The sequence below is a fragment of the Enterovibrio paralichthyis genome, assembly GCF_019209835.1.
In the GTDB taxonomy this organism is placed as follows: Bacteria; Pseudomonadota; Gammaproteobacteria; order Enterobacterales; family Vibrionaceae; genus Enterovibrio; species Enterovibrio paralichthyis.
Window position 1 is genome coordinate 15,968 of record NZ_JAHUTS010000011.1, and the last position, 24,807, is coordinate 40,774.

Annotated in this window: 20 protein-coding genes; 14 read left to right on the forward strand and 6 right to left on the reverse strand. The window is 52.0% G+C overall.

Translation table 11 applies throughout. The features are described 5' to 3' along the window. Nucleotides 1-21: 21 nt before the first annotated feature. From pstA to phoU, 3 genes are all read left to right on the forward strand, one after another. On the forward strand, nt 22-1,668 hold the full coding sequence (gene pstA, locus KU854_RS14000) for a phosphate ABC transporter permease PstA (protein WP_218359108.1): 1,647 nt from the start codon (nt 22-24) through the stop codon (nt 1,666-1,668). 18 nt (nt 1,669-1,686) lie between these two features. Then, nucleotides 1,687-2,505 (forward strand): phosphate ABC transporter ATP-binding protein PstB, encoded by an 819-nt coding sequence (gene pstB / locus KU854_RS14005; protein ID WP_218359109.1) that lies wholly within the window; start codon nt 1,687-1,689, stop codon nt 2,503-2,505. 83 nt (nt 2,506-2,588) lie between these two features. Further along, on the forward strand, nt 2,589-3,296 hold the full coding sequence (phoU, locus tag KU854_RS14010) for a phosphate signaling complex protein PhoU (RefSeq protein WP_054779786.1): 708 nt from the start codon (nt 2,589-2,591) through the stop codon (nt 3,294-3,296). A 79-nt stretch (nt 3,297-3,375) separates the two neighbouring features. Here phoU and bamE read toward each other — a convergent pair whose 3' ends face one another. From bamE to nadK, 3 genes are all read right to left on the reverse strand, one after another. Beyond that, on the reverse strand, nt 3,376-3,732 hold the full coding sequence (bamE, locus tag KU854_RS14015) for an outer membrane protein assembly factor BamE (protein WP_054779787.1): 357 nt from the start codon (nt 3,730-3,732) through the stop codon (nt 3,376-3,378). A gap of 159 nt (nt 3,733-3,891) precedes the next feature. After that, nucleotides 3,892-5,559, reverse strand: coding sequence for a DNA repair protein RecN (recN, locus tag KU854_RS14020; protein WP_218359110.1), 1,668 nt, complete (start codon nt 5,557-5,559; stop codon nt 3,892-3,894). Nucleotides 5,560-5,718: 159 nt separating this feature from the next. Beyond that, nucleotides 5,719-6,600 (reverse strand): NAD(+) kinase, encoded by an 882-nt coding sequence (gene nadK, locus KU854_RS14025; protein ID WP_218359111.1) that lies wholly within the window; start codon nt 6,598-6,600, stop codon nt 5,719-5,721. 182 nt (nt 6,601-6,782) lie between these two features. Here nadK and grpE point away from each other — a divergent pair, with 182 nt between their 5' ends. From grpE to deoD, 9 genes are all read left to right on the forward strand, one after another. Next, nucleotides 6,783-7,388, forward strand: coding sequence for a nucleotide exchange factor GrpE (gene grpE / locus KU854_RS14030; protein ID WP_054779789.1), 606 nt, complete (start codon nt 6,783-6,785; stop codon nt 7,386-7,388). Between the two features lie 202 nt (nt 7,389-7,590). Further along, a complete protein-coding gene (gene dnaK, locus KU854_RS14035; RefSeq protein WP_218359112.1) occupies nt 7,591-9,507 on the forward strand; it encodes a molecular chaperone DnaK in 1,917 nt (638 codons plus the stop codon). A gap of 176 nt (nt 9,508-9,683) precedes the next feature. Further along, nucleotides 9,684-10,823: a molecular chaperone DnaJ gene (gene dnaJ / locus KU854_RS14040; protein WP_218359113.1), complete on the forward strand. Its 1,140-nt coding sequence runs from the start codon at nt 9,684-9,686 to the stop codon at nt 10,821-10,823. Nucleotides 10,824-10,932: 109 nt separating this feature from the next. Beyond that, nucleotides 10,933-11,718, forward strand: a complete 786-nt coding sequence (locus KU854_RS14045) for a TatD family hydrolase (protein ID WP_218359114.1) — start codon at nt 10,933-10,935, stop codon at nt 11,716-11,718. A 183-nt stretch (nt 11,719-11,901) separates the two neighbouring features. Continuing rightward, on the forward strand, nt 11,902-13,170 hold the full coding sequence (locus tag KU854_RS14050; protein WP_218359115.1) for a NupC/NupG family nucleoside CNT transporter: 1,269 nt from the start codon (nt 11,902-11,904) through the stop codon (nt 13,168-13,170). A 483-nt stretch (nt 13,171-13,653) separates the two neighbouring features. Continuing rightward, nucleotides 13,654-14,427: a deoxyribose-phosphate aldolase gene (gene deoC / locus KU854_RS14055; protein WP_218359116.1), complete on the forward strand. Its 774-nt coding sequence runs from the start codon at nt 13,654-13,656 to the stop codon at nt 14,425-14,427. A gap of 66 nt (nt 14,428-14,493) precedes the next feature. After that, a complete protein-coding gene (gene deoA, locus KU854_RS14060) occupies nt 14,494-15,825 on the forward strand; it encodes a thymidine phosphorylase (protein WP_218359117.1) in 1,332 nt (443 codons plus the stop codon). 11 nt (nt 15,826-15,836) lie between these two features. After that, a complete protein-coding gene (locus KU854_RS14065) occupies nt 15,837-17,057 on the forward strand; it encodes a phosphopentomutase (protein ID WP_218359118.1) in 1,221 nt (406 codons plus the stop codon). Nucleotides 17,058-17,143: 86 nt separating this feature from the next. Beyond that, nucleotides 17,144-17,869: a purine-nucleoside phosphorylase gene (gene deoD, locus KU854_RS14070; RefSeq protein WP_054779793.1), complete on the forward strand. Its 726-nt coding sequence runs from the start codon at nt 17,144-17,146 to the stop codon at nt 17,867-17,869. Nucleotides 17,870-17,980: 111 nt separating this feature from the next. Here deoD and KU854_RS14075 read toward each other — a convergent pair whose 3' ends face one another. Continuing rightward, on the reverse strand, nt 17,981-18,589 hold the full coding sequence (locus KU854_RS14075) for a YtjB family periplasmic protein (protein WP_218359119.1): 609 nt from the start codon (nt 18,587-18,589) through the stop codon (nt 17,981-17,983). Between the two features lie 180 nt (nt 18,590-18,769). Between KU854_RS14075 and serB the strand changes: the two genes are divergently transcribed. Further along, nucleotides 18,770-19,735, forward strand: coding sequence for a phosphoserine phosphatase (gene serB / locus KU854_RS14080; protein ID WP_218359120.1), 966 nt, complete (start codon nt 18,770-18,772; stop codon nt 19,733-19,735). A 54-nt stretch (nt 19,736-19,789) separates the two neighbouring features. On the opposite strand, the gene KU854_RS14085 is transcribed toward serB, so the two are convergent. Next, complete coding sequence (locus tag KU854_RS14085; protein ID WP_218359121.1) at nt 19,790-22,129, reverse strand: PilZ domain-containing protein; 2,340 nt, start codon at nt 22,127-22,129, stop codon at nt 19,790-19,792. 126 nt (nt 22,130-22,255) lie between these two features. Here KU854_RS14085 and radA point away from each other — a divergent pair, with 126 nt between their 5' ends. Then, complete coding sequence (radA, locus tag KU854_RS14090) at nt 22,256-23,635, forward strand: DNA repair protein RadA (RefSeq protein WP_218359122.1); 1,380 nt, start codon at nt 22,256-22,258, stop codon at nt 23,633-23,635. A gap of 98 nt (nt 23,636-23,733) precedes the next feature. Here radA and KU854_RS14095 read toward each other — a convergent pair whose 3' ends face one another. Continuing rightward, nucleotides 23,734-24,780, reverse strand: coding sequence for a peptidoglycan DD-metalloendopeptidase family protein (locus tag KU854_RS14095; protein ID WP_218359123.1), 1,047 nt, complete (start codon nt 24,778-24,780; stop codon nt 23,734-23,736). Nucleotides 24,781-24,807 lie beyond the last annotated feature (27 nt).

Genomic DNA, 24,807 nt, shown 5'->3' on the forward strand with positions numbered 1-24,807 from the left:
TTCTCCTCCTGAGAGGCGCGAATGTTTAAGCGTTTGAACAGCAGTTCGCCTTGGGTTTGGATGACAGCAGGTATGGTCAGTCTGTGTCTGGTCGCAGTGCTGGGCGTCATGCTGCTTATCGGCTGGAACGGACTGACCTATTTCTGGCCTTCGCCTGTCTACCAGTTCGAGATCAAAACGCCTAGCGGCACAGAAACCGCGTACGGAGAAATCTACGGTATAGAATCTGTCTCAACACGTCAGCTTCAGGAAGCGGGCGTTACCTTGCAAGACCCTACGCAACCGACCCACGACCGGCTGATGATTAAAATCGCCAACCGCGAGCGTGAAGCGCATGATTTTATCTCGGTGCTGGCACAAAACATTGTGTCGCAAAAAGCGCTGCCTGATATTGCCGTGATTGAGCGTGCAGAGAACGGCGCATTTTTCGGTATCCCTGTAGGCTATTTGCATGCCGGTAAGCTGGTGGAAGAAGGCATTACGTCGGCGTTCTATCAGCAGAAAATCGCTCAGGCAGATATCCTTCGCTCAGAGATTGCCAACATTGAGCGCACGGAAATTGAGAGCGTCAATTACCGTCTCAATGCACTCAAGCAGGATCGCAAACGTTTTGAGCAAAAAGGAAAGGTCGTCCCTGAGTGGCTGCAGGATGAAATTGATGTGCTGGAGCTGCGCTATCAGTCGATAGAAGAGGTGCTGATGAAGCGCCGAAGCGATCTGGCTCTCGACAGTTTGGTGGTGAAGGATCGCTTTGGTCAATCGGTTCGCATTCCGCTCAACAATGTATTGTCGATCTGGTACCCCAATGCCATGAGCTGGCATGACAAGTTGGTACACTGGGGACATCAAGTCGTCGCTTTCGTGACTGACAATCCACGTGAAGCGAACTCTGAAGGGGGCGTGTTTCCGGCCATCTTCGGCACCGTATTGATGGTGCTGCTGATGTCGGTCATGGTCACGCCACTTGGTGTGCTGGCTGCTGTTTACCTTCATGAATACGCGGGGAAAAACGCATTTACCCGTGTTGTCAGGATTGCGGTGGTCAATCTGGCAGGTGTGCCGTCGATTGTTTATGGCGTGTTCGGCCTCGGCTTTTTTGTCTATTTCGTCGGGGGCAATATCGATAACCTGTTTTATTCTGATGCCTTGCCCAACCCGACGTTCGGTACACCGGGGATTTTGTGGTCTTCACTGACACTCGCCATTTTGACGCTGCCTGTTGTCATCGTTTCAACGGAAGAAGGCTTGTCACGCATTCCGATCTCAGTACGTCATGGTTCGATGGCGCTGGGGGCGACGCAGGCTGAAACCTTGTGGCGTATCGTGCTGCCGATGGCGAGCCCTGCTATTATGACAGGATTGATCCTGGCGATAGCGCGCGCGGCTGGGGAAGTGGCGCCGCTGATGCTGGTGGGTGTGGTGAAAGTGGCACCGACACTGCCGCTTGACGGTAATTTCCCATTTCTCCACCTGGAGAGGAAGTTTATGCATCTGGGTTACCATGTGTATGATGTCGGCTTCCAAAGCCCCAATATTGAAGCTGCAAGGCCATTGGTATACGCCACCTCCTTACTATTGGTGACTGTGATTGTTGGCCTTAACTTGGCTGCCATTACCATCCGAAACCACCTGCGTGAAAAATACCGTTCGCTGGAACAGGACATATAACGAGGAAACCGCAACGAAATGATATCCATCAATGCCAATATCGGATTGCTGAACCCGGTTGATCTCTCCGCTTTGCCGGACGAGAAAACCGCGCTGGCTATCCGTCATCTCAATTTGTTCTATGGCAATACCCAGGCATTGTTCGATATCAATATGCGTATTCCAAAGGGGAAGGTGACCGCCTTTATCGGCCCGTCGGGCTGCGGTAAATCCACCTTGCTGCGCTGCATCAACCGCATGAACGATTTGGTTGATGGCTGTCGCGTGGAAGGGGAAATCTCATTGCACGGCACCAATGTTTACGATGAAGCCGTGGATGTACCGGCACTTCGCCGCAGCGTTGGCATGGTTTTCCAGCGTCCGAATCCATTTCCGAAATCCATTTATGAAAATGTGATTTATGGCCTGCGTCTGCAGGGCGTGAAAAATGTGCGTACCCTGGATGATGCAGTAGAGCGCTCACTGCGCGCGGCGGCGCTTTGGGATGAAGTGAAAGACCGTCTGCATGATAACGCCTTTGGCCTTTCCGGCGGTCAGCAGCAACGTCTGGTGATTGCCCGTGCGATTGCAATTGAGCCTGAGGTATTGTTGCTTGATGAGCCTACCTCGGCGCTGGATCCTATCTCCACCCTTACCATCGAAGAGCTGATTAACGACCTCAAGCGCAAATATACCGTCGTCATCGTTACCCACAACATGCAACAGGCGGCACGTGTGTCTGACCAAACGGCCTTCATCAACCTTGGCAAGTTGGTAGAATATGCCGATACAGATACACTCTTTACCACACCGAAAAACAAGCAAACCGAAGATTACATCACTGGCCGTTATGGTTAAGGTCTGTTGATCTTTAGTGATGATTTTTGCTAGAACAAAATTTAACCCCCAAAGGGTAACAGACCCTAAGGAAACGCACGCAGATGGATAATCAAAATATCAGCCGCCACATTTCCGGTCAGTTCAATGCTGAGCTGGAAGCTATCCGTACCCATGTGCTGGCGATGGGCGGGCTGGTGGAACGCCAGCTTACTGACGCACTGCGTGCGATGCATTACCAGGATGTGGATTTGGCCAAACAGGTGATCCGGGAAGATCACAAGGTCAATTCGATGGAAGTGGCAATTGACGAAGCCTGTACCCGCATTATTGCCAAGCGCCAGCCGACTGCAGGCGACCTGCGTCTGGTGATTGCCATTATCAAAACCATTACCGATCTTGAGCGCATTGGTGATGTTGCGGACAGTATTGCCAAAATGGCGCTGGACAACTTTTCCAATCACCAACAGCCGTTTTTGGTATCACTGGAAAACCTGGGCCATAAAGCTGCACGTATGCTGCATGACGTGCTGGATGCGTTTGCCCGTATGGATGTGGATGCTGCGATGAAGGTGTACCACTCTGACGATCACCTTGACCGCGAGTACGAAGCTATTTTACGCCAGCTGATGACCTACATGATGGAAGATCCGCGTTCAATCCCGAACGTGTTGAAAGTGATGTGGTCAGCCCGCGCGATTGAGCGGGTGGGGGATCGCTGCCAGAACATTTGCGAATACATCATCTACTTCGTAAAAGGCAAAGACATTCGTCATACCAACAAAGAGCAACTGGAAAAGATGCTCAAGTAAATACGCATCCGCAAGTCATGAAAAAGCCTAGGCATGAAAAAACCCGCATTCAGCGGGTTTTTTGCTCATTGGCTTGTGATTAGCGGATCACTTCGAAGAAGCTGGTACCAGGCTGGAAATCGCCTTTCATACCGACAAGCTGACCGTTGTCATCAAATGAAAGGATCAGCTCTTTTTGCTCAGGTTCCCCGTGTCCAGGTTTCAACCATTGAACAAAGTACCAGGTATTCGGATAGCCGGACTCCACCAACATTGGTGGGCCAAGTAAGAATTTCACCTGCTCTTTGGTCATGCCAAATTTGAGCTCTTCGACCGCGGTCTGGTCGATGTAATTTCCCTGATTGATATCTATGCGATACACCAGTTGGTTTACCCAGCTACAACCGGAGAGTGTGGCCAGTACAAGTGATGTCGCAACGATGTGTTTCCAACGCATGACTTCTTACTTCAATTCCAAAATAGGTGACGATGATAAACAAGCAACTGAGAGATGTAAAAAACTCTTGCTCGAACTTGCCTGTTTGACCGTGCTATTGGAAAAAAGTTTCGGGAGTGAAACTGGCCCGTATGAGCCAGTATTCGAAAGGGTGTTCAATTAAGCAGCAATCAGCAACTCTTTGGCGTTTGCCAATGTATGGGCGGTAATTTCACTGCCGCCAAGAAGACGGGCCAGTTCCTGTACCCTTGCCTGTGAGTCCAATGCCACCATGCTGGTTGTTGTGGTGCCTTTGTCGCTGGACTTGGCGACAAACATCTGATGATGGCCGCATCCGGCGACCTGCGGCAAGTGTGTGACACACATGACCTGGGTAGACTCTCCCAGTTTACGCAGAAGCTTGCCAACGATAGCCGCTGTCGGGCCACTGATACCCACATCCACTTCATCGAAAATCAGGCTGGGTGTATCGACTTTCTGAGCGGTGATCACCTGGATTGCCAGAGAGATACGCGACAGTTCACCACCGGAAGCCACGCGGCCAAGCGCCTGCATTGGTTGTCCTGGGTTGGTGGAAACCAGAAACTCGATATTGTCGACTCCAAGCGGTGACAGGTGGCTCTCTGGCTGACTATCCAGGGCAATATGGAACTTGCCATGCTGCATGCTTAGCTCATGCATGCTGGACGAAATCAGCTTATCCAGCTCTTTGGCGTAGCGTTTGCGGCTCTTGCTCAGCTTCTCTGCTGCGGCAAGGCAAGCCTGGTGTTTCACATCTACATTGGCTGCAAGCTGCTCAATCTGGTTGTCACTGTCGTTGAGGTTTTCCAAATCGTGCATCAGCGCCTGATGGGTGTTGAACAGTTCATCCGGTGTGACCTGGTGTTTGCGTGACAGGCGCATGATGGTCGCCATGCGTTCATCAAGGTATTGCAAACGCGCCGGATCCATATCCAGTCTGTCCATATAGCTTGAGATTTCATGGCTGGTTTCCTGCACCTGAATACAGGCTTCATCCAGCATCTGGGCTAAATCATTAAACCGGCTGTCCATGGCTGTCAGTTCTGCAAGCTTTTGCTGGGCATACTGCAGCAACTGCATCGCATTGTTTTCGTCATCCTCACTCAATGCCTGCAAGACACTCTGGCTGCAAAGGGCGATATCGCCGCAGTTCGAAAGGCGCTTGTGTTCTTCTTCCAGCTCCGGGTATTCGGTTTCACCAATCGCCAGTTCATTCAGTTCATTGACCTGATACTCAAGCAGCTGACGCTGCGCTTCGAGCGCTTCCTTGTTCTTTTCCAGTTGCTTGAGTTCATTACGCGCGGCGCGCCAGTCCTGATAACGCTCGCGCATAGTGCCCAGCAGGTTTTGGTGACCGGCGTACTGATCAAGCAGCGTGAGCTGGTAGTCGTTTTTCATCAGAAGCTGGTGGGCATGCTGACCGTGAATGTTGATCAGATGCTGCCCCAGTGATTTTTGCTGGGAAGCTGGCACAGGACTACCGTTGATAAACGCGCGGGAGCGGCCTTCTTTGGTGATGACTCGACGCAGAATGCACTCATCGCCGTCGACCAGTTCATTGTCTTCCAGCCAGCGGCGTGCGGCAGGGTTATTCTGAAGCTGGAACTGCACTACGATTTCGGCTTTTTCTTCGCCCGGGCGTACCATGGATGCATCTGCCCTGTCACCAAGGCATAGCCCCAGAGCATCAATCGCAATGGATTTACCGGCACCGGTTTCGCCGGTAATAGTGGTCATTCCTTTTTGGAAGTCGAGTTCTAACGCTTTAACAATGGCAAAGTTTTGGATTGTGATATGCGCCAGCATGAGAAAGTACCTGTGTTTATCATCACCTGTTGTTATGTACAGTATATACTGTGTTTGTATACAGTAAAGTTATTCGATGCGACATGGCGTAAAATTTTGTGACAGGCATAACGAAAAGAGCAGGCGACGCCTGCTCTTCGAAAAGGGAACCGAGTGGTTTTAGAACAGCTTGCTTGACCAGCCGAGCTTTGTGCGCAGGGTTTTGTAATAGCTGTATTTTTTAGGGTGAATCAGCTGAAGTTGTGTTGGGCTGCGGTAGATATGGACTTCATCGCCCGGATTGACCGGCAGGGATACCTGACTGTCGCAACTCACTTCCAGCGTGCTACCGTTGTCCGGTGATACCACAAGCTTGATATGGCGTTTGGCGTCCACAACCAATGGGCGGCTCGAAAGGGTGTGTGGGAACATTGGCACCAGTGAAATCGCTTCCAGGCTGGGTGACAGGATCGGGCCACCACCGGACAGGCTGTATGCTGTGGAGCCAGTGGGCGTTGAGATAATGATGCCGTCAGAGCGCTGGGAAAAAGCGAAGTTGTCATCAATATAAACTTCAAACTCAATCATGTGCGCCACCTGCCCGGGGTGTAATACCGCTTCATTCAGCGCGGCATTGTGGCTTTTGATTTGCCCGTGGCGGTGCACTTCCGCCTCCAGCAAGAAACGGTGGTCTTCAATGTATTCGCCATCCAGCACGGACTGCAGTGCGTCTTCATAGTCGTCCGGATCAAGGTCGGTCAGAAAACCAAGGTTGCCGCGGTTAACACCGATAACGGAAATATCGAAGCGTGACAGAACACGGGCTGCGCCCAGCATGTTGCCGTCACCACCGATGACAATGGCAAGATCTGCTTTGGCGCCGAGGGAAAGTAAATCGTGGAAATCTTCTGCAGGAACATTGATAAAGTTATGTAGCCTGTTATCGACCAGCGCACGATATCCTTTGCTGGTCAGCCAGTTATACAGACTCTCGTGCGTTGCGACCGCGTCTGGGTTGCGCGGCTTTCCGACCAAAGCAATAGTATTAAAGCGCTTTGTCATCTTATTGATCCTGCGTAAATTAGTGGCTTGAGTATATGTGAATCATCCTCACTTGTCGTGCTTTACAGCCAGCGACATCTTGAAACGCGAACATTCATCCCCATAATAGGCAAAACCGTCGAAAATGAAGCCTCACACAAACGCGTTTGGGGTTCAACACAGAGTAGTGTGTCGGAGAGAGCATGAGCAAAGAAGAAAACAAGATCCAGGAAGAAGAGCTGCTAAACGAAGCGGTTGACGCACAAGCAGAAGAAAATGCCCTTGATGCAGAAACCGATGCAATGATCAGCCGGATCACTGAACTTGAAGCGGCGCTTGAAGCAAGCGAAGCAAAAGTGAAAGAACAACAAGACAGCGTTTTGCGTGCACGTGCAGACGTGGAAAACATGCGTCGTCGTACCGAGCAGGAAATCGACAAGGCGCGTAAATTCGCCCTGGAGCGTTTTGCCAATGAACTGTTGCCAGTGATGGACAACATGGAACGCGCAGTTGAGATGGCCGACAAAGAAAACGAAGCCCTCAAGCCAATGATCGAAGGTGTTGAGCTGACGCTGAAGACCATGAAGTCAGCGGTTGAGAAGTTCGGTCTGAAAGAATTGAACCCGCACGGTGAGACGTTCAACCCTGAGTTCCATCAAGCGATGTCTATCCAGGAAAGCGCAGACCATGCACCAAACACTGTGATGTTCGTGATGCAAAAAGGTTACGAGCTGAACGGTCGCGTGGTTCGCCCTGCGATGGTAATGGTATCTAAAGCGGCAGCCGGTAACGTGGACGAAAAAGCGTAATTGGCCTGTTTGCAGAAAAAACCCGCATTGTGCGGGTTTTTTTTCGTTTCAGCCCTTGAAAGCTTATCCGCCGCCCTTATCTATGGGGCATCGAAAAGAAAATTTAAAAATTTTTTCTTGTACAGGGTTGAACCCTAATCCGTGACCCCCATATATGGGTTAACGCAACATAGACGTAAGACGAATTTTCGGAGAAAACCAAATGGGTAAGATCATTGGTATCGACTTGGGTACTACCAACTCATGTGTAGCAGTACTGGACGGTGACAAGCCACGCGTAATCGAGAACGCAGAGGGCGATCGCACAACGCCATCAATCATCGCGTACACCCAAGACGGTGAGATCCTGGTAGGTCAGCCTGCAAAACGTCAGGCAGTAACCAACCCAGAAAACACGCTGTTTGCAATCAAACGACTGATCGGTCGTCGCTTCGAAGACGAAGAAGTTCAGCGTGATATAGAAATCATGCCTTACAAAATCGTTAAGGCTGACAACGGTGATGCATGGGTAGAAGCAAAAGGCCAGAAAATGGCAGCTCCTCAGGTATCTGCTGAAGTCCTGAAAAAAATGAAGAAAACTGCGGAAGACTTCCTGGGTGAGGAAGTAACTGGTGCAGTTATCACAGTACCTGCGTACTTCAACGACGCACAACGTCAGGCAACGAAAGACGCTGGCCGTATCGCGGGTCTGGAAGTTAAACGTATTATCAACGAACCAACTGCTGCTGCACTGGCTTACGGCCTGGACAAGCAAGGCGGTGACCGCACTATCGCGGTATACGACTTGGGTGGTGGTACTTTCGATATCTCTATCATCGAGATTGACGAAGTTGACGGCGAGAAGACTTTCGAAGTTCTGGCAACCAACGGTGACACTCACTTGGGTGGTGAAGACTTCGACAACCGCATGATCAACTACCTGGTTGACGAGTTCAAAAAAGACCAAGGCATCGACCTGCGTAAAGATCCACTGGCAATGCAACGTCTGAAAGAAGCGGCTGAGAAAGCGAAGATCGAACTGTCTTCTGCACAGCAAACTGACGTGAACCTGCCATACATCACTGCAGATGCGACGGGTCCTAAGCACATGAATATCAAAGTGACCCGTGCGAAACTGGAGTCACTGGTTGAAGATCTGGTTCAACGTTCTCTGGAACCACTGAAAGTGGCACTGGCTGACGCAGACCTGTCTGTAAACGACATCAACGACGTAATCCTGGTTGGTGGTCAGACTCGTATGCCTATGGTTCAGAAGAAAGTTGCTGAGTTCTTCGGTAAAGAAGCACGTAAAGACGTGAACCCTGATGAAGCAGTTGCAGTAGGTGCAGCGGTTCAGGGCGGTGTTCTGGCAGGTGACGTGAAAGACGTTCTGCTGCTGGACGTAACTCCTCTGTCTCTGGGTATTGAAACCATGGGCGGTGTGATGACCAAACTGATCGAGAAGAACACCACTATCCCTACTAAGGCGAACCAAGTGTTCTCTACTGCTGAAGACAACCAAAGTGCAGTAACTATCCACGTACTGCAGGGTGAGCGTAAGCAAGCGATGTACAACAAGTCTCTGGGTCAATTCAACCTGGAAGGCATCAACGCAGCGCCACGTGGTATGCCACAAATCGAAGTTATCTTCGACCTGGATGCTGACGGTATCCTGAATGTGTCTGCGAAAGACAAGCAAACAGGTAAAGAGCAGAAGATCACTATCCAGGCATCTGGTGGTCTGAGCGACGACGAAATCGAGAAAATGGTTCAGGAAGCGGAAGCGAACAAAGAAGCCGACAAAAAGTTCGAAGAACTGGCGACTGCGCGCAACCAAGCTGACCAAATGATCCACGGTACTCGCAAGCAAGTTGAAGAAGCAGGCGACGCACTGCCAGCAGACGAGAAAGAGAAGATCGAAGCCGCAATCACTGAGCTGGAAACAGCGCGTAAAGGTGAAGACAAAGCAGCGATCGACGAGAAAGTTCAAGCACTTATCGCAGCTTCTCAGAAACTGATGGAAGTGGCACAGCAGCAAGCGCAAGCCGCGCAAGCTCAAGACGCCGGTGCACAACAAGCTAAGCAAGACGACGACGTTGTTGACGCTGAGTTTGAAGAAGTAAAAGACGACAAAAAATAAGACCGGGACCAACCCGCGAGGCTGATGTTGGAATAACAAATTCAACATCAGTCCCAAAGGAATAACCGATATTATTTCGCACGGGCGTGGGAGGGTTTTCTCCTTCGCCCGTAGTTGTATGATACTGGGCGAAAAAAATCGATTCGTTTAGTAGAAAAGCAGGTGACAAGTAAAACATGTCAAAACGTGATTTTTATGAAGTGCTGGGCGTAAGCCGTGATGCCAGCGAGCGCGACATCAAAAAGGCGTACAAGCGCCTTGCGATGAAATATCACCCGGACAAAAACCCGGGTGACGATACCGCTGCGGATAAATTTAAAGAAGTGAAGCTGGCGTATGAAGTACTGACCGACGACCAGAAGCGTGCGGCGTACGATCAATACGGTCATGCAGCCTTTGAGCAAGGCGGTATGGGTGGCGGCGGTGGCTTCGGCGGCGGCGCAGACTTCAGCGATATCTTTGGTGACGTGTTTGGTGACATCTTCGGCGGTGGCCGTCGTGGTGGTCAGGCGCGCGCGCAGCGTGGTGCAGACCTTCGCTACAACATGGAACTGACCCTTGAGGATGCAGTCCGTGGTGTGACCAAAGAGATTGAAGTACCGACTTATGTAAGCTGTGACAGCTGTAGCGGCAGCGGTGCCAAACCGGGCTCTTCACCACAAACTTGTGGAACCTGTCACGGTCAGGGCCAGGTACAAATGCGCCAGGGCTTTTTTGCTGTACAGCAAACCTGTCCAACCTGTCACGGTCGCGGCAAAATCATCAAAGACCCATGTGACAAGTGTCATGGCCAGGGCCGCGTTCAGAAAACCAAAACCCTCAGCGTTAAGATCCCGGCCGGTGTCGATACCGGTGACCGTATTCGCCTGACCGGCGAAGGGGAAGCAGGAGAGTATGGTGCGCCAGCGGGCGATCTTTACGTTCAGGTACATGTTCGCGACCACCATATCTTTACCCGTGATGGTAACAACCTTTACTGCGAAGTACCGGTGAGCTTTACCATGGCGGCATTAGGTGGGGAAGTGGAAGTCCCAACACTGGACGGCCGCGTAAGCCTGAAAGTGCCACCTGAGACCCAAACCGGCCGCATGTTCCGCATGCGTGGCAAGGGTGTGCAGTCAGTCCGTGGCGGTGGCCTTGGTGATTTGATCTGTAAATTGGTGGTTGAAACCCCGGTTAACCTCAGCAGCAAGCAAAAAGAATTGCTGCGTGAGTTTGAAGAAACCTTGGGTGGAACAGCCGCGAAGAAACACAAACCGAAATCGGAAGGTTTCTTTGACGGCGTGAAGAAGTTCTTCGACGACCTGACCAGCTAATCTGCACAACGTTAAAAACCGGCGGCTTCGCCGGTTTTTTTATACCTGCTGTACGGCACGCCAATGTTGCGGTAGCTTGAAAAGAGAGACTCAACATTTCTGGTCGACCATGATTGATACCCATTGCCATTTTGATTTCCCACCTTTTGACCAAAGCCCTGAGGATTGGCTTTCCCCCAGTCACGATGCAGGCGTCCACCATCTTATTGTCCCCGCCGTTTCCCGGCAAAACTGGCAAAGGGTAGATGACCTCAGCCAGCGCTTCTCTTCGATTTACTTTGCCGCGGGATTGCATCCGGTGTGGCTCTCTGAACACCAAAACGAAGACATCGCTAAGTTAGACGCATGGTTAGCGACGTCTCCCAAAGGGTGTGTGGCTATCGGCGAATGCGGTTTGGACTTTGCCATTGAAAATCCCCAACAGGAAAGACAGCTTCATTTACTGCGTGAGCAACTTGCTTTGGCGGTGAAGTACAAACTGCCGGTCATTTTGCATTGCCGCAAAGCGCATAACGAACTTTTGCAGGTGTTGAACGACTTTCCAGCTGTGCGCGGTGTTTTGCATGCTTTCAGCGGCAGCGAGCAAATGGGGCTTAACTATATCAAGCGCGGTTTTATGCTCGGTATAGGAGGTACGATTACTTATCCACGCGCCAATAAAACACGCAATGCGGTGTCGGCGTTGCCGCTGGCTGCTATGGTGCTGGAGACCGATGCGCCGGACATGCCGGTCAGTGGTTTTCAGGGACAACCCAATTCACCGGAGAAATTACCGCTGATTGCAAAGGCACTGTCCGAGTTAAAAGGTGTGACTGTAGAGGAAATTATTCACAGCACATCACAAAATGCTGCGAATTGTTTTGCATTGCAGAAGCAAATTTCATCGTTTGCCTAATCGTTTGCGTAAGATCTAGGTCACAAAATTCGATCTCCGTCACCTTTTTGAGTGAATTGCAGCGAAATTTACACTTAAAGCGTGACTCATGCATTCCTTTGCCATGCTTCACATGCGTATAATCGCGACCGGACTAAAACTCCAATTTGTCGAGACGCCAAGACTTTTTTAGGAACCCCTTTTATGAGCCTGATTATGAGCATTGTTGGGATAGTAGTACTGCTCGCTATCGCAGTCCTTCTGTCTGACAACCGCAAAGCGATCAACCTGCGTACCGTTGGTGGTGCATTTGCAATCCAGTTCCTGCTGGGTGGTTTTGTTCTGTTCGTTCCGTGGGGTAGAGACCTGCTGAACGGCATGTCAAATGCTGTACAAAACGTAATTAACTACGGTAAAGACGGTATCAGCTTCCTGTTTGGTAGCCTGGTTAACTTCTCTGTGGATGGCATCGGTTTTATCTTTGCTTTCCAAGTACTGCCTACCGTTGTGTTCTTCTCAGCGCTGATCAGCGTGCTGTACTACCTGGGCATCATGCAGTTTGTTATCCGCATCCTGGGTGGCGCACTGCGTAAAGTACTGGGTACTTCTCACGCGGAATCAATGTCTGCAACTGCGAACATCTTCGTAGGTCAGACTGAAGCGCCGCTGGTAGTACGTCCTTTCGTACCTAAAATGACCCAGTCAGAACTGTTCGCAGTAATGTGTGGTGGTCTGGCGTCTGTTGCCGGTGGTGTACTGGCAGGTTACGCAGCAATGGGCGTTCCACTGGAATACCTGATTGCAGCATCATTCATGGCGGCACCGGGTGGTCTGCTGTTCGCGAAAATCATCAAGCCTGAAACTGACGAGCCAATCGAGCAAATCGGTGCAGATGACGAGCAAGAAGACAAACCTGCGAACGTTATCGACGCAGCGGCGGGCGGTGCATCTTCTGGTATGCAACTGGCACTGAACATCGGTGCAATGCTGCTGGCGTTCATCGGTCTGATTGCGATGATCAACGGTATCCTGGGTGGCGTTGGTGCATGGTTCGGTATGGAACACCTGACGCTGCAATGGATTCTGGGTCAGATTTTCCGCCCACTGGCATTCCTGATTGGTGTTCCATGGGCAGAAGCAGAGCTGGCTGGTTCTTTCATCGGTCAGAAACTGGTTGTGAACGAATTCGTTGCTTACCTGAACTTCGTACCTTACGTTGGTGCTGATCCACAACTGGTTGCGGCAACTGGCGCAGCAATGAGTGCGAAAACAGTAGCAATCATTTCTTTTGCACTGTGTGGCTTTGCGAACCTGTCTTCTATCGCAATCCTACTGGGTGGTCTGGGTAGCATCGCACCGACCCGCCGTCACGACATCGCTCGTTTCGGTATCAAAGCAGTGTGTGCAGGTACTCTGTCTAACCTGATGAGCGCAACCATCGCTGGTTTCTTCCTGACGCTGTCAACCATGTAATCTGGTCTGACACTCAGTTAAAAAACCGCCTCAACCGAGGCGGTTTTTTTGTGCCCTTTACCCGGTGCCGGGTTTCCCCATGAATAAGACACTGGCTGGCTTTCCTGCTTCGTATAGTGAGCTAGGATATCTGTCACCAACAGCAACAAAGTGTTTATCAACAGAAACAGGTAACACCTAGTGCTGACACGGGAAGATTGGTAAAATTGGTGAACGCTGTCAAAGTTTCAATGGTGGGTTTTCACTAATTTCACTATGGTTTCACGACAGCGGAAGTGAAACGACATCCTGCACGGGTTACCCCGATACAAGGTGCGTGTGGGATTACACTCTGATTAGAGTGTGCGGCAACAAGGATGGTTGATTGGTTCTGAACGTTCAGCACCAAACTTCAAGGAGCCAAGTCCGCTCATCAGATGACAACGCCAAACCTGGCATTGTGATTTGTTACTTGGTTTTGAAATATTAAGACTGGAGAAAGTCATGAGCGATCTAAAAGCAGCAGCTCTTCGTGCCCTGAAATTGATGGATTTGACCACCCTGAACGATGACGACACCGATGCGAAAGTGATCGAACTGTGTAAGAGTGCGAAAACGCCGGTTGGCAACACTGCTGCTATCTGCATCTACCCACGCTTCATCCCTGTAGCGAAGAAGCAACTGCGCGAGCAGGGTACACCTGAAATCAAAATCGCAACCGTGACTAACTTCCCACACGGTAACGATGACATCGAAATCGCCGTTGCTGAAACCAAAGCAGCTGTGGCTTACGGTGCAGATGAAGTTGACGTGGTTTTCCCATACCGCACCCTGATTGCTGGCGACGAGCAAACCGGTTTTGAACTGGTTAAACAATGTAAAGCGGCGTGTGGCGATGTGACCCTGAAAGTGATCATCGAAACCGGTGAGCTGAAAGAAGCAGCACTGATCAAACGCGCTTCTGAAATCTCTATCGAAGCAGGCGCTGATTTCATCAAGACCTCTACCGGTAAAGTGCCAGTGAACGCGACCCCAGAATCAGCAGAAATCATGCTGACTGTTATCAAAGACATGGGCGTTGCAGAGAAAGTGGGCTTCAAGCCTGCAGGTGGTGTACGTACTGCTGAAGATGCAGCTGAGTATCTGGCAATGGCTGACCGCATTCTGGGCGGTGAGTGGGCAGACAACGCGCACTACCGTTTCGGTGCATCAAGCCTGCTGGCTAACCTGCTTCACACTCTGGTTGAAGGTGACAAAGCGGCGGAAGGTGGCTACTAAGCACTTCCGGATGGGGAGTGCTTGCACTCCCCCTGTTTTATACCAACCTTGAATGTGAGGTCGACCATGTACCTTCCCCAGGAAATCATCAGAAAGAAACGCGACAACGTCGCACTGAGTGCTGATGAAATTAATTTCTTTATCCAGGGCATTGCCAAAGAGACTGTTTCTGAAGGACAGATCGCGGCTTTTGCCATGGCGGTGTACTTCAATGACATGACCATGGACGAACGTGTCGCACTGACCTGTGCAATGCGTGATTCCGGCATGGTGATTGACTGGTCACACATGAATTTTGATGGCCCTATCGTCGATAAACACAGTACCGGCGGTGTGGGCGACGTGACTTCCCTGATGCTTGGCCCTATGGTGGCGGCATGCGGTGGTTACGTCCCAATGATTTCAGGCCGCGGCCTGGGTCATACCGGCGGTACGCTGGACAAACTGGAAGCGATTCCGGGCTACAACATCACGCCGACCAATGAGATTTTCGGCAAGGTGACCAAAGAAGCGGGTGTGGCAATTATCGGCCAGACCGGCGATCTGGCACCGGCGGATAAGCGTGTTTACGCGACCCGTGATGTGACCGCAACCGTGGACAACATCTCACTCATCACCGCATCGATCCTGTCGAAGAAATTGGCAGCCGGTCTGGAATCGCTGGTGATGGACGTGAAAGTAGGCTCTGGCGCTTTCATGCCGACCTACGAGAAATCTGAAGAGCTGGCGAAATCTATCGTGGCTGTTGCCAATGGCGCAGGCACCCGCACCAGCTCTTTGCTGACCGACATGAACCAGGTACTGGCTTCAAGCGCAGGTAACGCGCTGGAAGTGAAAGAAGCGGTTCAGTTCTTGACCGGTGAATACCGCAACCCACGCCTGTATGCCGTTACCATGGCATTGTGCGCGGAAATGCTCACCATCAGCGGTCTGGCAAAAGACAAAGACGAAGCGATGAACAAACTGCAAACCGTGCTGGATAACGGCAAGGCGGCAGAGTGCTTCGGCAAGATGGTAGCAGGCCTAGGTGGCCCGCTTGATTTTGTAGAGAATTACAGCAAGTACCTGGCAACAGCAAACGTAGTGAAACCTGTGTTTGCGGGCACCTCAGGCTTTGTTTCTGCCATGGACACCCGTGCGATCGGCATGGCAGTGGTAGGACTGGGCGGCGGCCGCCGTGTTGCGAGCGATACCATTGATTATTCTGTGGGCTTCAGCGATGTTATCCGTCTGGGTATGCAGGCTGACAGCACCACGCCACTGGCAGTGATTCACGCCAAGGACGAAGCGGCTTGGCAACAGGCTGCAGAGCAGCTTCAGGCGGCAATGCAAATTGCTGATACCGCACCTGCGGCTACACCTGAAGTGTACTGTCAGATCGGCCCACAAGACGTCTAAAGGAGGCGATCATGAAACGCGCGATTATTTTGGTACTGGATTCATTCGGTATCGGTGCATCAGCAGATGCTGAGAAGTTCGGTGATGTGGGTGCGAACACCCTGGGTTCTATTGCGAAAGCGTGTGCGGCGGGTAACGCCAACAACGCAGACCGCTCTGGCCCACTGTCACTGCCTAACCTGAACAAACTGGGTCTGGGTAAAGCGTGTGAAGAAGCGTCTGGCTACTTCCCGGAAGGTCTGGATGCCAACGCAGAGATCATCGGTGCTTACGGCCATGCGCAAGAGCTGTCGTCGGGTAAAGATACCCCGTCAGGTCATTGGGAAATTGCCGGTGTACCGGTTCTGTTTGACTGGGGCTACTTCACTGATAAAGAGAACAGCTTCCCGAAAGCGCTGACCGACCGCATCCTGGCACGTGCTGGCCTGCCTGATTACCTGGGTAACTGCCACGCATCAGGCACCCAAATCCTTGACGATCTGGGTGAAGAGCACATGAAAACCGGCCTGCCGATTTTCTACACCTCAGCAGACTCTGTGTTCCAAATCGCGTGTCATGAAGAAACCTTCGGTCTGGATCGCCTGTTAGAGCTTTGCCAGATCGCCCGTGAAGAGCTGGAAGACTACAACATTGGCCGTGTTATCGCGCGTCCGTTCATTGGCCCGGGTAAAGGCCAGTTCGAGCGTACCGGTAACCGCCGCGACCTATCTGTTGAGCCGCCTTCAGCCACTGTGCTGCAAAAGCTGGTGGACGAAAAGCAGGGCGAAGTGGTGTCTATCGGTAAGATTGCCGATATCTACGCTAACTGCGGTATCACCCAGAAAGTGAAAGCAACCGGCCTGGAAGCGCTGTTTGACGCGACCAAAGACCAGATTGCCAAAGCGGGCGACAACAGCATTGTGTTCACCAACTTCGTGGACTTTGACTCCCACTACGGCCACCGCCGTAACGTGGCAGGTTATGCTGCGGCGCTGGAATATTTTGACGGCCGCCTGCCTGAGATCATGGCAATGCTGCAGGATGATGACATCCTGATCCTGACCGCAGACCACGGCTGTGACCCAACCTGGGAAGGTACGGATCACACCCGCGAATACATTCCTGTACTGGTGTATGGCAAGAAAGTACCGGCAGGCTCTCTGGGCCGTCGTGAAACCTTCGCCGATATCGGTCAGACACTGTCAGCGTACTTCGGTACTTCAGACATGGAATACGGAAAAAACTTCCTGTAATTCCAAACCCTATTCCGGCCACAGCGCACGCTGTGGCCAGAGAAACCTCGGTTAGACGCCGAAATTTGATCAAAAGGAAAGAGAAAATGGCAACTCCACATATCAATGCCGAAATGGGTGATTTTGCAGATGTAGTTCTGATGCCGGGCGACCCGCTGCGCGCAAAATACATTGCAGAAACCTTCCTGGAAGACGTTAAGCAAGTTTGTGATGTTCGCAACATGTTCGGTTACACCGGTACTTACAAAGGTCGTAAGATCTCTGTAATGGGCCACGGTATGGGTATCCCTTCATGCTCTATCTACACCACTGAGCTGATCAAAGACTTCGGCGTGAAGAAAATCATCCGTGTAGGTAGCTGTGGTGCAGTACGTGAAGACGTGAAACTGCGTGAAGTTATCATCGGTGTTGGCGCGTCTACTGATGCGAAAATCAACCGTACCCGCTTCAACGGTCACGACTTTGCTGCGATTGCAGACTTCGACATGACCCGTAACGCAGTCGATGCAGCGAAAGCAAAAGGCATCAACGTACGTGTGGGTAACATCTTCTCTGCAGACCTGTTCTACTCGCCAGAGCCAGCATTCTTCGACACTATGGCGAAGTACGGCATCCTGGGTGTGGAAATGGAAGCGGCAGGCATCTACGGTGTTGCAGCAGAGTTCGGCGCGAAAGCACTGACTATCTGTACCGTATCTGACCACATTAAGACCGGTGAGCAAACCACCTCTGAAGAGCGTCAAACCACGTTCAACGAGATGATTGAAATCGCTCTGGAATCTGTACTGCTGGGCGACGCTGAAGAAGCGTAAGTTCTGCTGACAGACAAAGACGAAAAAGGATGGCTTCGGCCATCCTTTTTGCTATCTGGGATATTCTCTTCCAGTACCCAGTACCCAGTACCCAGTACCGCTCTCGCTCTACTAGTCGTTACTCTTCAATAAAAACGTTGAACGCAGTAAATCTTTGCGGTTAGCGAATGTGAAGATCAGCAGGGCGCCTGTGACAATCGCCACCAGGATCATCGCGCGCACCAGATTGATGCTTTGCTCAAGGCGGTTTGATGCATCTTTGATCACCTCGCCATGCTCAAGCGTGATGCGTACAAAGCCCACCATGTTGTCACTGCCGACAATTGGCTCCACCAGTTGCTGGCGGCCAATACTGGCGACAGACAATGGAGTATTCAGCCCGGTAAGCTGTTCCAGCGGCATTGCGCCGAGCGAGCTGGCCATCAGGTTTCCTTTGATGTCGTAGATGGCAGCATCAAGGATCAGTGGTTCGTCCTGCAGGTGAGCGACCAGCTGCTGTACCGACTCAATATCATCGTTGGCAACTGCCGGGTAGGCCGTTGCCGCAGCCTGGCGCAGGATCACCCGCGACAATGACTCCGTCTGGTCGAACAGCATTTTGTAGTTTCGGTTGTTCAACTGGTTACTGTACATAAACAGCATCATGACGGTTGAAAAACACGCCACCAGAATGATGAACTGCCAAAGCCTCTTCAGGCGTTTTTTATTGATTTTCAGCATAGGCTTTCCAGGCTCTAGGCGGGAGTGAATGCTTTCCCGCGTCAAATCAGCGCCCGCTCAGTTTGCTGTTGTGGCTGGAAAATTGCAAGCAACCTGCCAGTGTATTGCGCAACTGTGACGGCTGTGATCTGTCGCACTCTTTGATATAGTAGCCTCAGTTTATAAAAAGGAACTTATGCAATGGATGCACATTCGGTTTATCCCATCAAAAAGCACGTTAAGTTGCTGAATCGCTTTCCAACCTTGCGCGGTTTCCGCCCCTCCGATTGCCGTCAGGCTGGGTGGATTTTATTTGGCCCTTTTCTCAGCCCTGCCTGCCTTGATGATTTTTCCTTTCTGCTCGGCGAGCCGGTTGCACCCTTAGCGGGCTGGACCGTTGGCCCATATGAAGTGCTGTTGATGCGTGGTGAGCTGTCGCCGGAAATCGTGGCTCTGGCGGATGCCATGTCACTGGATTGCGCACCACTGGACAATATTCCCAACCTCTATGAGCCGGGGCTGGCGCTGTTTGATATGGACTCCACGGCGATTCAGATTGAGTGTATCGACGAGATTGCCAAACTGGCGGGTGTGGGCGAGCAGGTGGCAGAAGTGACTGAGCGCGCTATGCGCGGAGAGTTGGATTTCGAGCAAAGCCTGCGCCAACGGGTCGCAACGCTGAAAGGCACGGATGTCTCTGTGCTTGAGCAGGTAAGTGACAACATCCCTTACATGCCCGGCATGAAGCGCCTGACCGCCAGCCTGCAGGCACGCGGCTGGAAAGTCGCCATTGCGTCCGGCGGATTTACCTGGTTTTCAGACAAGCTGAAAAACGACTTGTCCCTGGCGTATGCGGAATCCAATCAGTTGGTGATTGAAAACGGCAAGCTGACCGGTGAAGTCGCGGGCAATGTCGTGGATGCACAGCGTAAGGCTGATATCCTGCGCGATCTGGCAGCAGGTTATGAGCTTACCCCGGCCAACACTTTGGCTGTAGGGGATGGCGCGAATGATCTCACTATGATGGCTGCGGCAGGGCTGGGGATTGCTTACCATGCCAAACCAAAAGTGCAGCAGGCAGCGCAGGTGGCGATCCGTCATGCGGATCTGGGTGGTGTACTTTGTGTTCTCTCTGCCTCTTTACTGCCCCAGCGTCTGAGTTGGTAAAAGCACGAGCATAAAAAACGGGGCTGACGCCCCGTTTCTGTTTTCAGGAAAGCATTATCCCATTTCAAGCCGGCGCAGGACTTCCTCAGTGATATCCGTCATTTCGCCATACGCACACAAGTCGGCAAATTCCATCTCAAGTTGCCTTGCCCGCTGGGAAGAGAGGTGCATCAGAGACTCGAGCTTTTTCGGTGACAGCCACTTCTCACCGTCTTCCAATGGTTGCACCCAGTTACGCACAGCAAAAAATTTACCCCGCTCCCTGGCCTGTGCAATGAAGAGTTTTCGCTCTTCCGGCGTGTCAAAGCTTTCCAGCGGCCTCGCATTGATATCGACAATATTGCCTTCGGTCGTGCAGGTGGCTGCGAGATAAAACTCCTGTTTCACCTGGGTAAGACGGTTGCGCTGGCGAGTGACGCCATTGATGTATTTCGACAAGTGCTCCCCAAGCACCGGAGCCAGCGACATCATGCCGGATGCCGCACTCTTATGTAGCAGGCGGCTCAGCTCATCACTTGGGTAGTTGGCGCCTATGGCTGAAACCTGCAGGGTCTCACCGCGGCGCACAATGAAATAAGGTGTAGCGGCGAGCCTTGTCAGCAACATTTGGTGCATGGCCCGGAGTAGCGGCGGCGGTGGCAGCCTTTCGCTGTCGACCATCAGCCTGTGCTGGTTGTGTTCAATCAGGCGCTGAAGATAGTGACTGCGCTGCTGGCTGTTGCGGTTTTTGAGCAGGGCCAGCTTTACATTGGTTCTGTCTTCACTGATCTGCACGACCTTGTAAGGCACATTGCCCAAAGGTGCGTTAGGATCGACCCGCTTTAAGTCATCAAACGTCACCGATACCTGCTCCAGCTTGCTGCCGGTGAATGGCTTGTTCAGCTCAAGGTTCAGGCCGTGTGAAGAAAAGTCGATGGTTTTCCCCTGCAGCTCACCGCTTTGGTGGTGAACCAAGGTGGTACGGGTGCGGTGTTGATATCGGGGTTCTTTACGCTGTGGCAGCAGGGCAGAGGAAACCGCTTCAACCTTCACAATCGGGTCGCGGGTATGGACAAAACGGTTCAGGGTTTTGGTCGGTGTCTTGGGCTTTATAGCCAGCCGGAAATCCGGGGTTGCGGTTTCCAGCGTGAGATCCTGCACGGTAGCAATGTGCGTCAGTTCATCAATCTGCTGGATATAGGCCGGGGCGGCTTCCTGCAGGCGGCGATTATCTTCGTCATTGATACGCGCCATGGTGACACGCAATACCCGCCACGAGGCGCGGCTTGAACCCACATGCCAAAAAAGGTGGCGTAAATCCTGATCCAGCTCGGTGGCGCAGGCCGAGAAGAAGAAGGTTTTGTCGCCATGCTGGTGGCTGAAGCAGTAGATAAGAGTTTCGCTGCTGGAAAGGCCATCCATCGCCAAATGTTGCAACCGTTTTGGGCTGAAAAGCTTATCGATCACCGGCAGGTTGCGTTCGTCATGCCAGTAGTCCCAGATGGCGCGGTTTTGCTCAGTCAGCAGGCTGTAGCGCAAATCCCCTTCACAAAAAAACAGCGGCAGGGAAGGGGTTTGTTCCAAGAATACCTGCTCGTAGGCACGGGTGCGGTAAGAGAGGAATTTGTCCTCATTTTCCCGTCGGATATCCTGAGCGCCTTTCTGCGTCTTTTGTTCAATCACCTCGCCAATCGCATCCGTACTCGACATCAAACGCAGGCGAAGGCGCTGGAAAGTATCCCCGGAAGCATTCAGTTCCTTGCCGACAATGCAGTACTCCAGCCCGCTGAACAACTCCGGCAGGTGACATTCATCGCCAAGTTGCGGGAAGTAAACAACCAGTGACGCGCCCACTTCATAGTGGAACGAGGCAGGAAGCTTCACCTGCATGCCGGAGTGGGAGATATCGACGGTCGAGCCGTTGACTTCCGTGCCATCAGAAAGAAATGCCTGGATACGGCTGGAGATCTGAATGCGGTTTTCGCTGCGCGACAGGTAGTGACCGAAGCGTAGAGGAACGGCGTCCAGCGTATCGAGGGATTCTGTCGTCTTCACTTCACCACCTTCGCGTTGCAGCACCCGGTAGCTGTTGGGAGTGTGGTGCAACTCTTCAAACAGACCAAGTGTCATCTGGCCTTGGTAGATATCTACCCGGCGGTGATAGAGGTTAATGGCAACATCATCCATCCAGTGGTTGGCACCGTGGAGAAAATAGGGGCGGCAGTTGCCGGCAACCTTACCGCGCAAATCCACCGGTTTGCCACAGGGTGACATCAGATGGCGGATTTCTATCTTAATAAGCAGACGCTGAGGGTTGGTTTCATTCGGTGTCAGCTTGTTAAGCAGCTCGTCAAAGCCGTCTTTTTCGTGCAGTGGCAGTAGCTGATCATACAGCGCCTTGTCGTGGTCCTTCATCTCGGTAAAGTCTGGTAGAATCTTGAAATATTTAACGGCAGAGAAAGCCGGAAGTTTACCTCCTTTTTACACTTAAGTTCCGAAAAGGTGAGTAAAAATGTATGACATCGCACTTCAGGAGAAACCATGGCGAAAACAAAGCGTGCCTACGTCTGTAATGACTGCGGAGCTGATTATCCGCGCTGGCAGGGGCAATGCTCGGCCTGTGGGGCGTGGAACACCATTACCGAAGTGAGATTGGCGGCATCACCTACCGTCGCGCGCACCGAAAAATACGCCGGTTATGCCGGTGCTACCGAAGCCAAGGTGCAAACCCTGGCGGCGATTGATTTGCAGGAAGTGCCACGCTTTACCAGTGGTTTCAAAGAGCTGGATCGCGTGCTGGGCGGCGGGATTGTACCCGGCGCAGCAATATTGATTGGCGGTAACCCGGGTGCCGGTAAAAGTACTCTGCTGCTGCAAACCATGTGCTGGCTGGCAGGCCAGATGCCCACCTTGTATGTGACGGGGGAGGAATCATTGCAACAGGTCGCCATGCGCGCTGAGCGTCTGGGGCTGCCGAAAGATAAGCTGAAAATGCTGTCGGAAACCAATGTTGAAACCATCTGTTCAATTGCCCGTACCGAACAGCCGAAAATCATGGTGATCGACTCGATTCAGGTGATGCACTGCGCCGATGTGGTCTCTGCACCGGGCAGTGTGGCGCAGGTGCGTGAATCCGCTGCGGCGTTGACCCGTTATGCCAAGCAGCACAATGTGGCGATATTTATGGTCGGCCACGTCACCAAAGACGGTACGCTTGCTGGCCCGAAAGTGTTGGAACACTGTATCGACTGTTCAGTCCTTCTCGATGGCTCCAGTGACAGCCGTTTCCGTACTCTGCGCAGCCACAAAAACCGCTTTGGTGCGGTGAACGAACTGGGCGTATTTGCCATGACCGGGCAGGGGCTGCGTGAAGTCAGTAACCCTTCGGCAATTTTCCTTTCCCGCGGTGAAGAAGCCACTTCAGGTAGTTCCGTAATGGTGCTTTGGGAAGGGACTCGACCATTGCTGGTGGAGTTGCAGGCGCTGGTAGATTACAGCCAGCTTGCGAACCCTCGCCGTGTGGCTGTGGGTCTCGAACAAAATCGTTTGGCACTGCTGTTGGCGGTGTTGCATAAACACGGTGGCTTGCAGATGTCCGATCAGGACGTGTTCGTCAACGTGGTTGGGGGTGTGAAAGTGACGGAAACCAGTGCTGACCTTGCGTTACTGCTGGCGTTGATTTCCAGCTTCCGTGACCGCCCGCTGCCAAAGGATTTGGTCGTGTTCGGTGAGGTGGGTCTGGCCGGTGAAATTCGCCCGGTACCGAGCGGACAGGAGCGCCTGATGGAAGCAGCCAAGCATGGCTTTACCCGTGCGGTGGTGCCAATGGCCAACGCGCCGAAAAAAGAGATCCCTGGCATGAAGGTGTATGGCGTAAGCAAATTGTCTGATGCCCTGTCGGTACTGGATGAGTTTGACTAAACCTTTATTCCGGATAGGAAAAAGTCTGGATATGAAAAAAGGCGCCGCGGGCGCCTTTTTTCATGCTATTGATTTTTGCAGAGTATTTTTTGAGTGGCTTATTGGGTTGATGCGTCTTTTTCGCTGGCTTTAGCGTCCACCACTGCGGTTGCTTTTGCCGTTACATGACCTGGCTGGGAAACCACTTCAGAAGCCAGTTGTACCTGGGTTGCCACCATGCCTTCGACAATTTTCACCAGGCTTGCCCATTTCACTTTGTCTTCCTCTTTGAACAGGGATTCAAAGTTATCTGGTGTCCAGGCGATAAAGCGTTTCGGGTTCAATGCACGGCCAAGGAAGCGCACTTCATAGTGCAGATGTGGACCGGTAGACAGGCCGGTGTTGCCAGACCAGCCAATCAGGTCGCCTTTTTTGACGAACTGGCCGGTATTGACGTTAAACTTGTCGAGATGTGCATACAAGGTCATAAAGCCAAAGGCATGGTCAATCTTGAGTAGATTGCCATAGCCCTTTTTCTTACTTGGGCGCTTGTACTCCACCACACCGTCCGCCGGGGCATAGACGGGCGTACCGATGTCTGCGGTCAAATCCAGTCCAAGGTGAAACTTCTTGTTGCCGGTAACCGGATGGGTGCGTGAGCCGTAACCTGATGAGCGGCGGTAGCTTTCAATCGGCTTACCGCTTGGGATCAGCTGCAGCATGGTCGCGCGCACCGCAGAGTTAATCGCGGCAACATCAAGGCGCTCTGACAGTGGCACTGCATTCTCAGCATCTTTCTCCAGTCCCAGCACTTCCTCCACGGTCGAAACGCGCTGGGTCAGGTAGTTCAGTTGGCTGTCTTTATCCTCAATGATCTGGGCGTACTCTTCTTCCTTGTTGGAAATGAGTTGCTCAAGCTGTTGGCGCTTTTGTTTCAGATCTTCCAGCTGCCCGACCAATGCAGAGCTTTTCTCTGTCATCGATTTCAGCGTGTCTTCCGCTGCTGTAGAGCGGTGGTTGAGGTAATAGATGGTCGCGATGCTGGCAAAAATACCAATGATCAGCGTCGCCAGCAGGGAGAGAAGGATTTTCTTCAGCGACGGAGAGAGCACAAAATGGCGAGATCCATTCGCATGGGAAACGGCTATACGTATGTTTTGTGGCATGTTTCTACTACTTCGTAACTATGCACG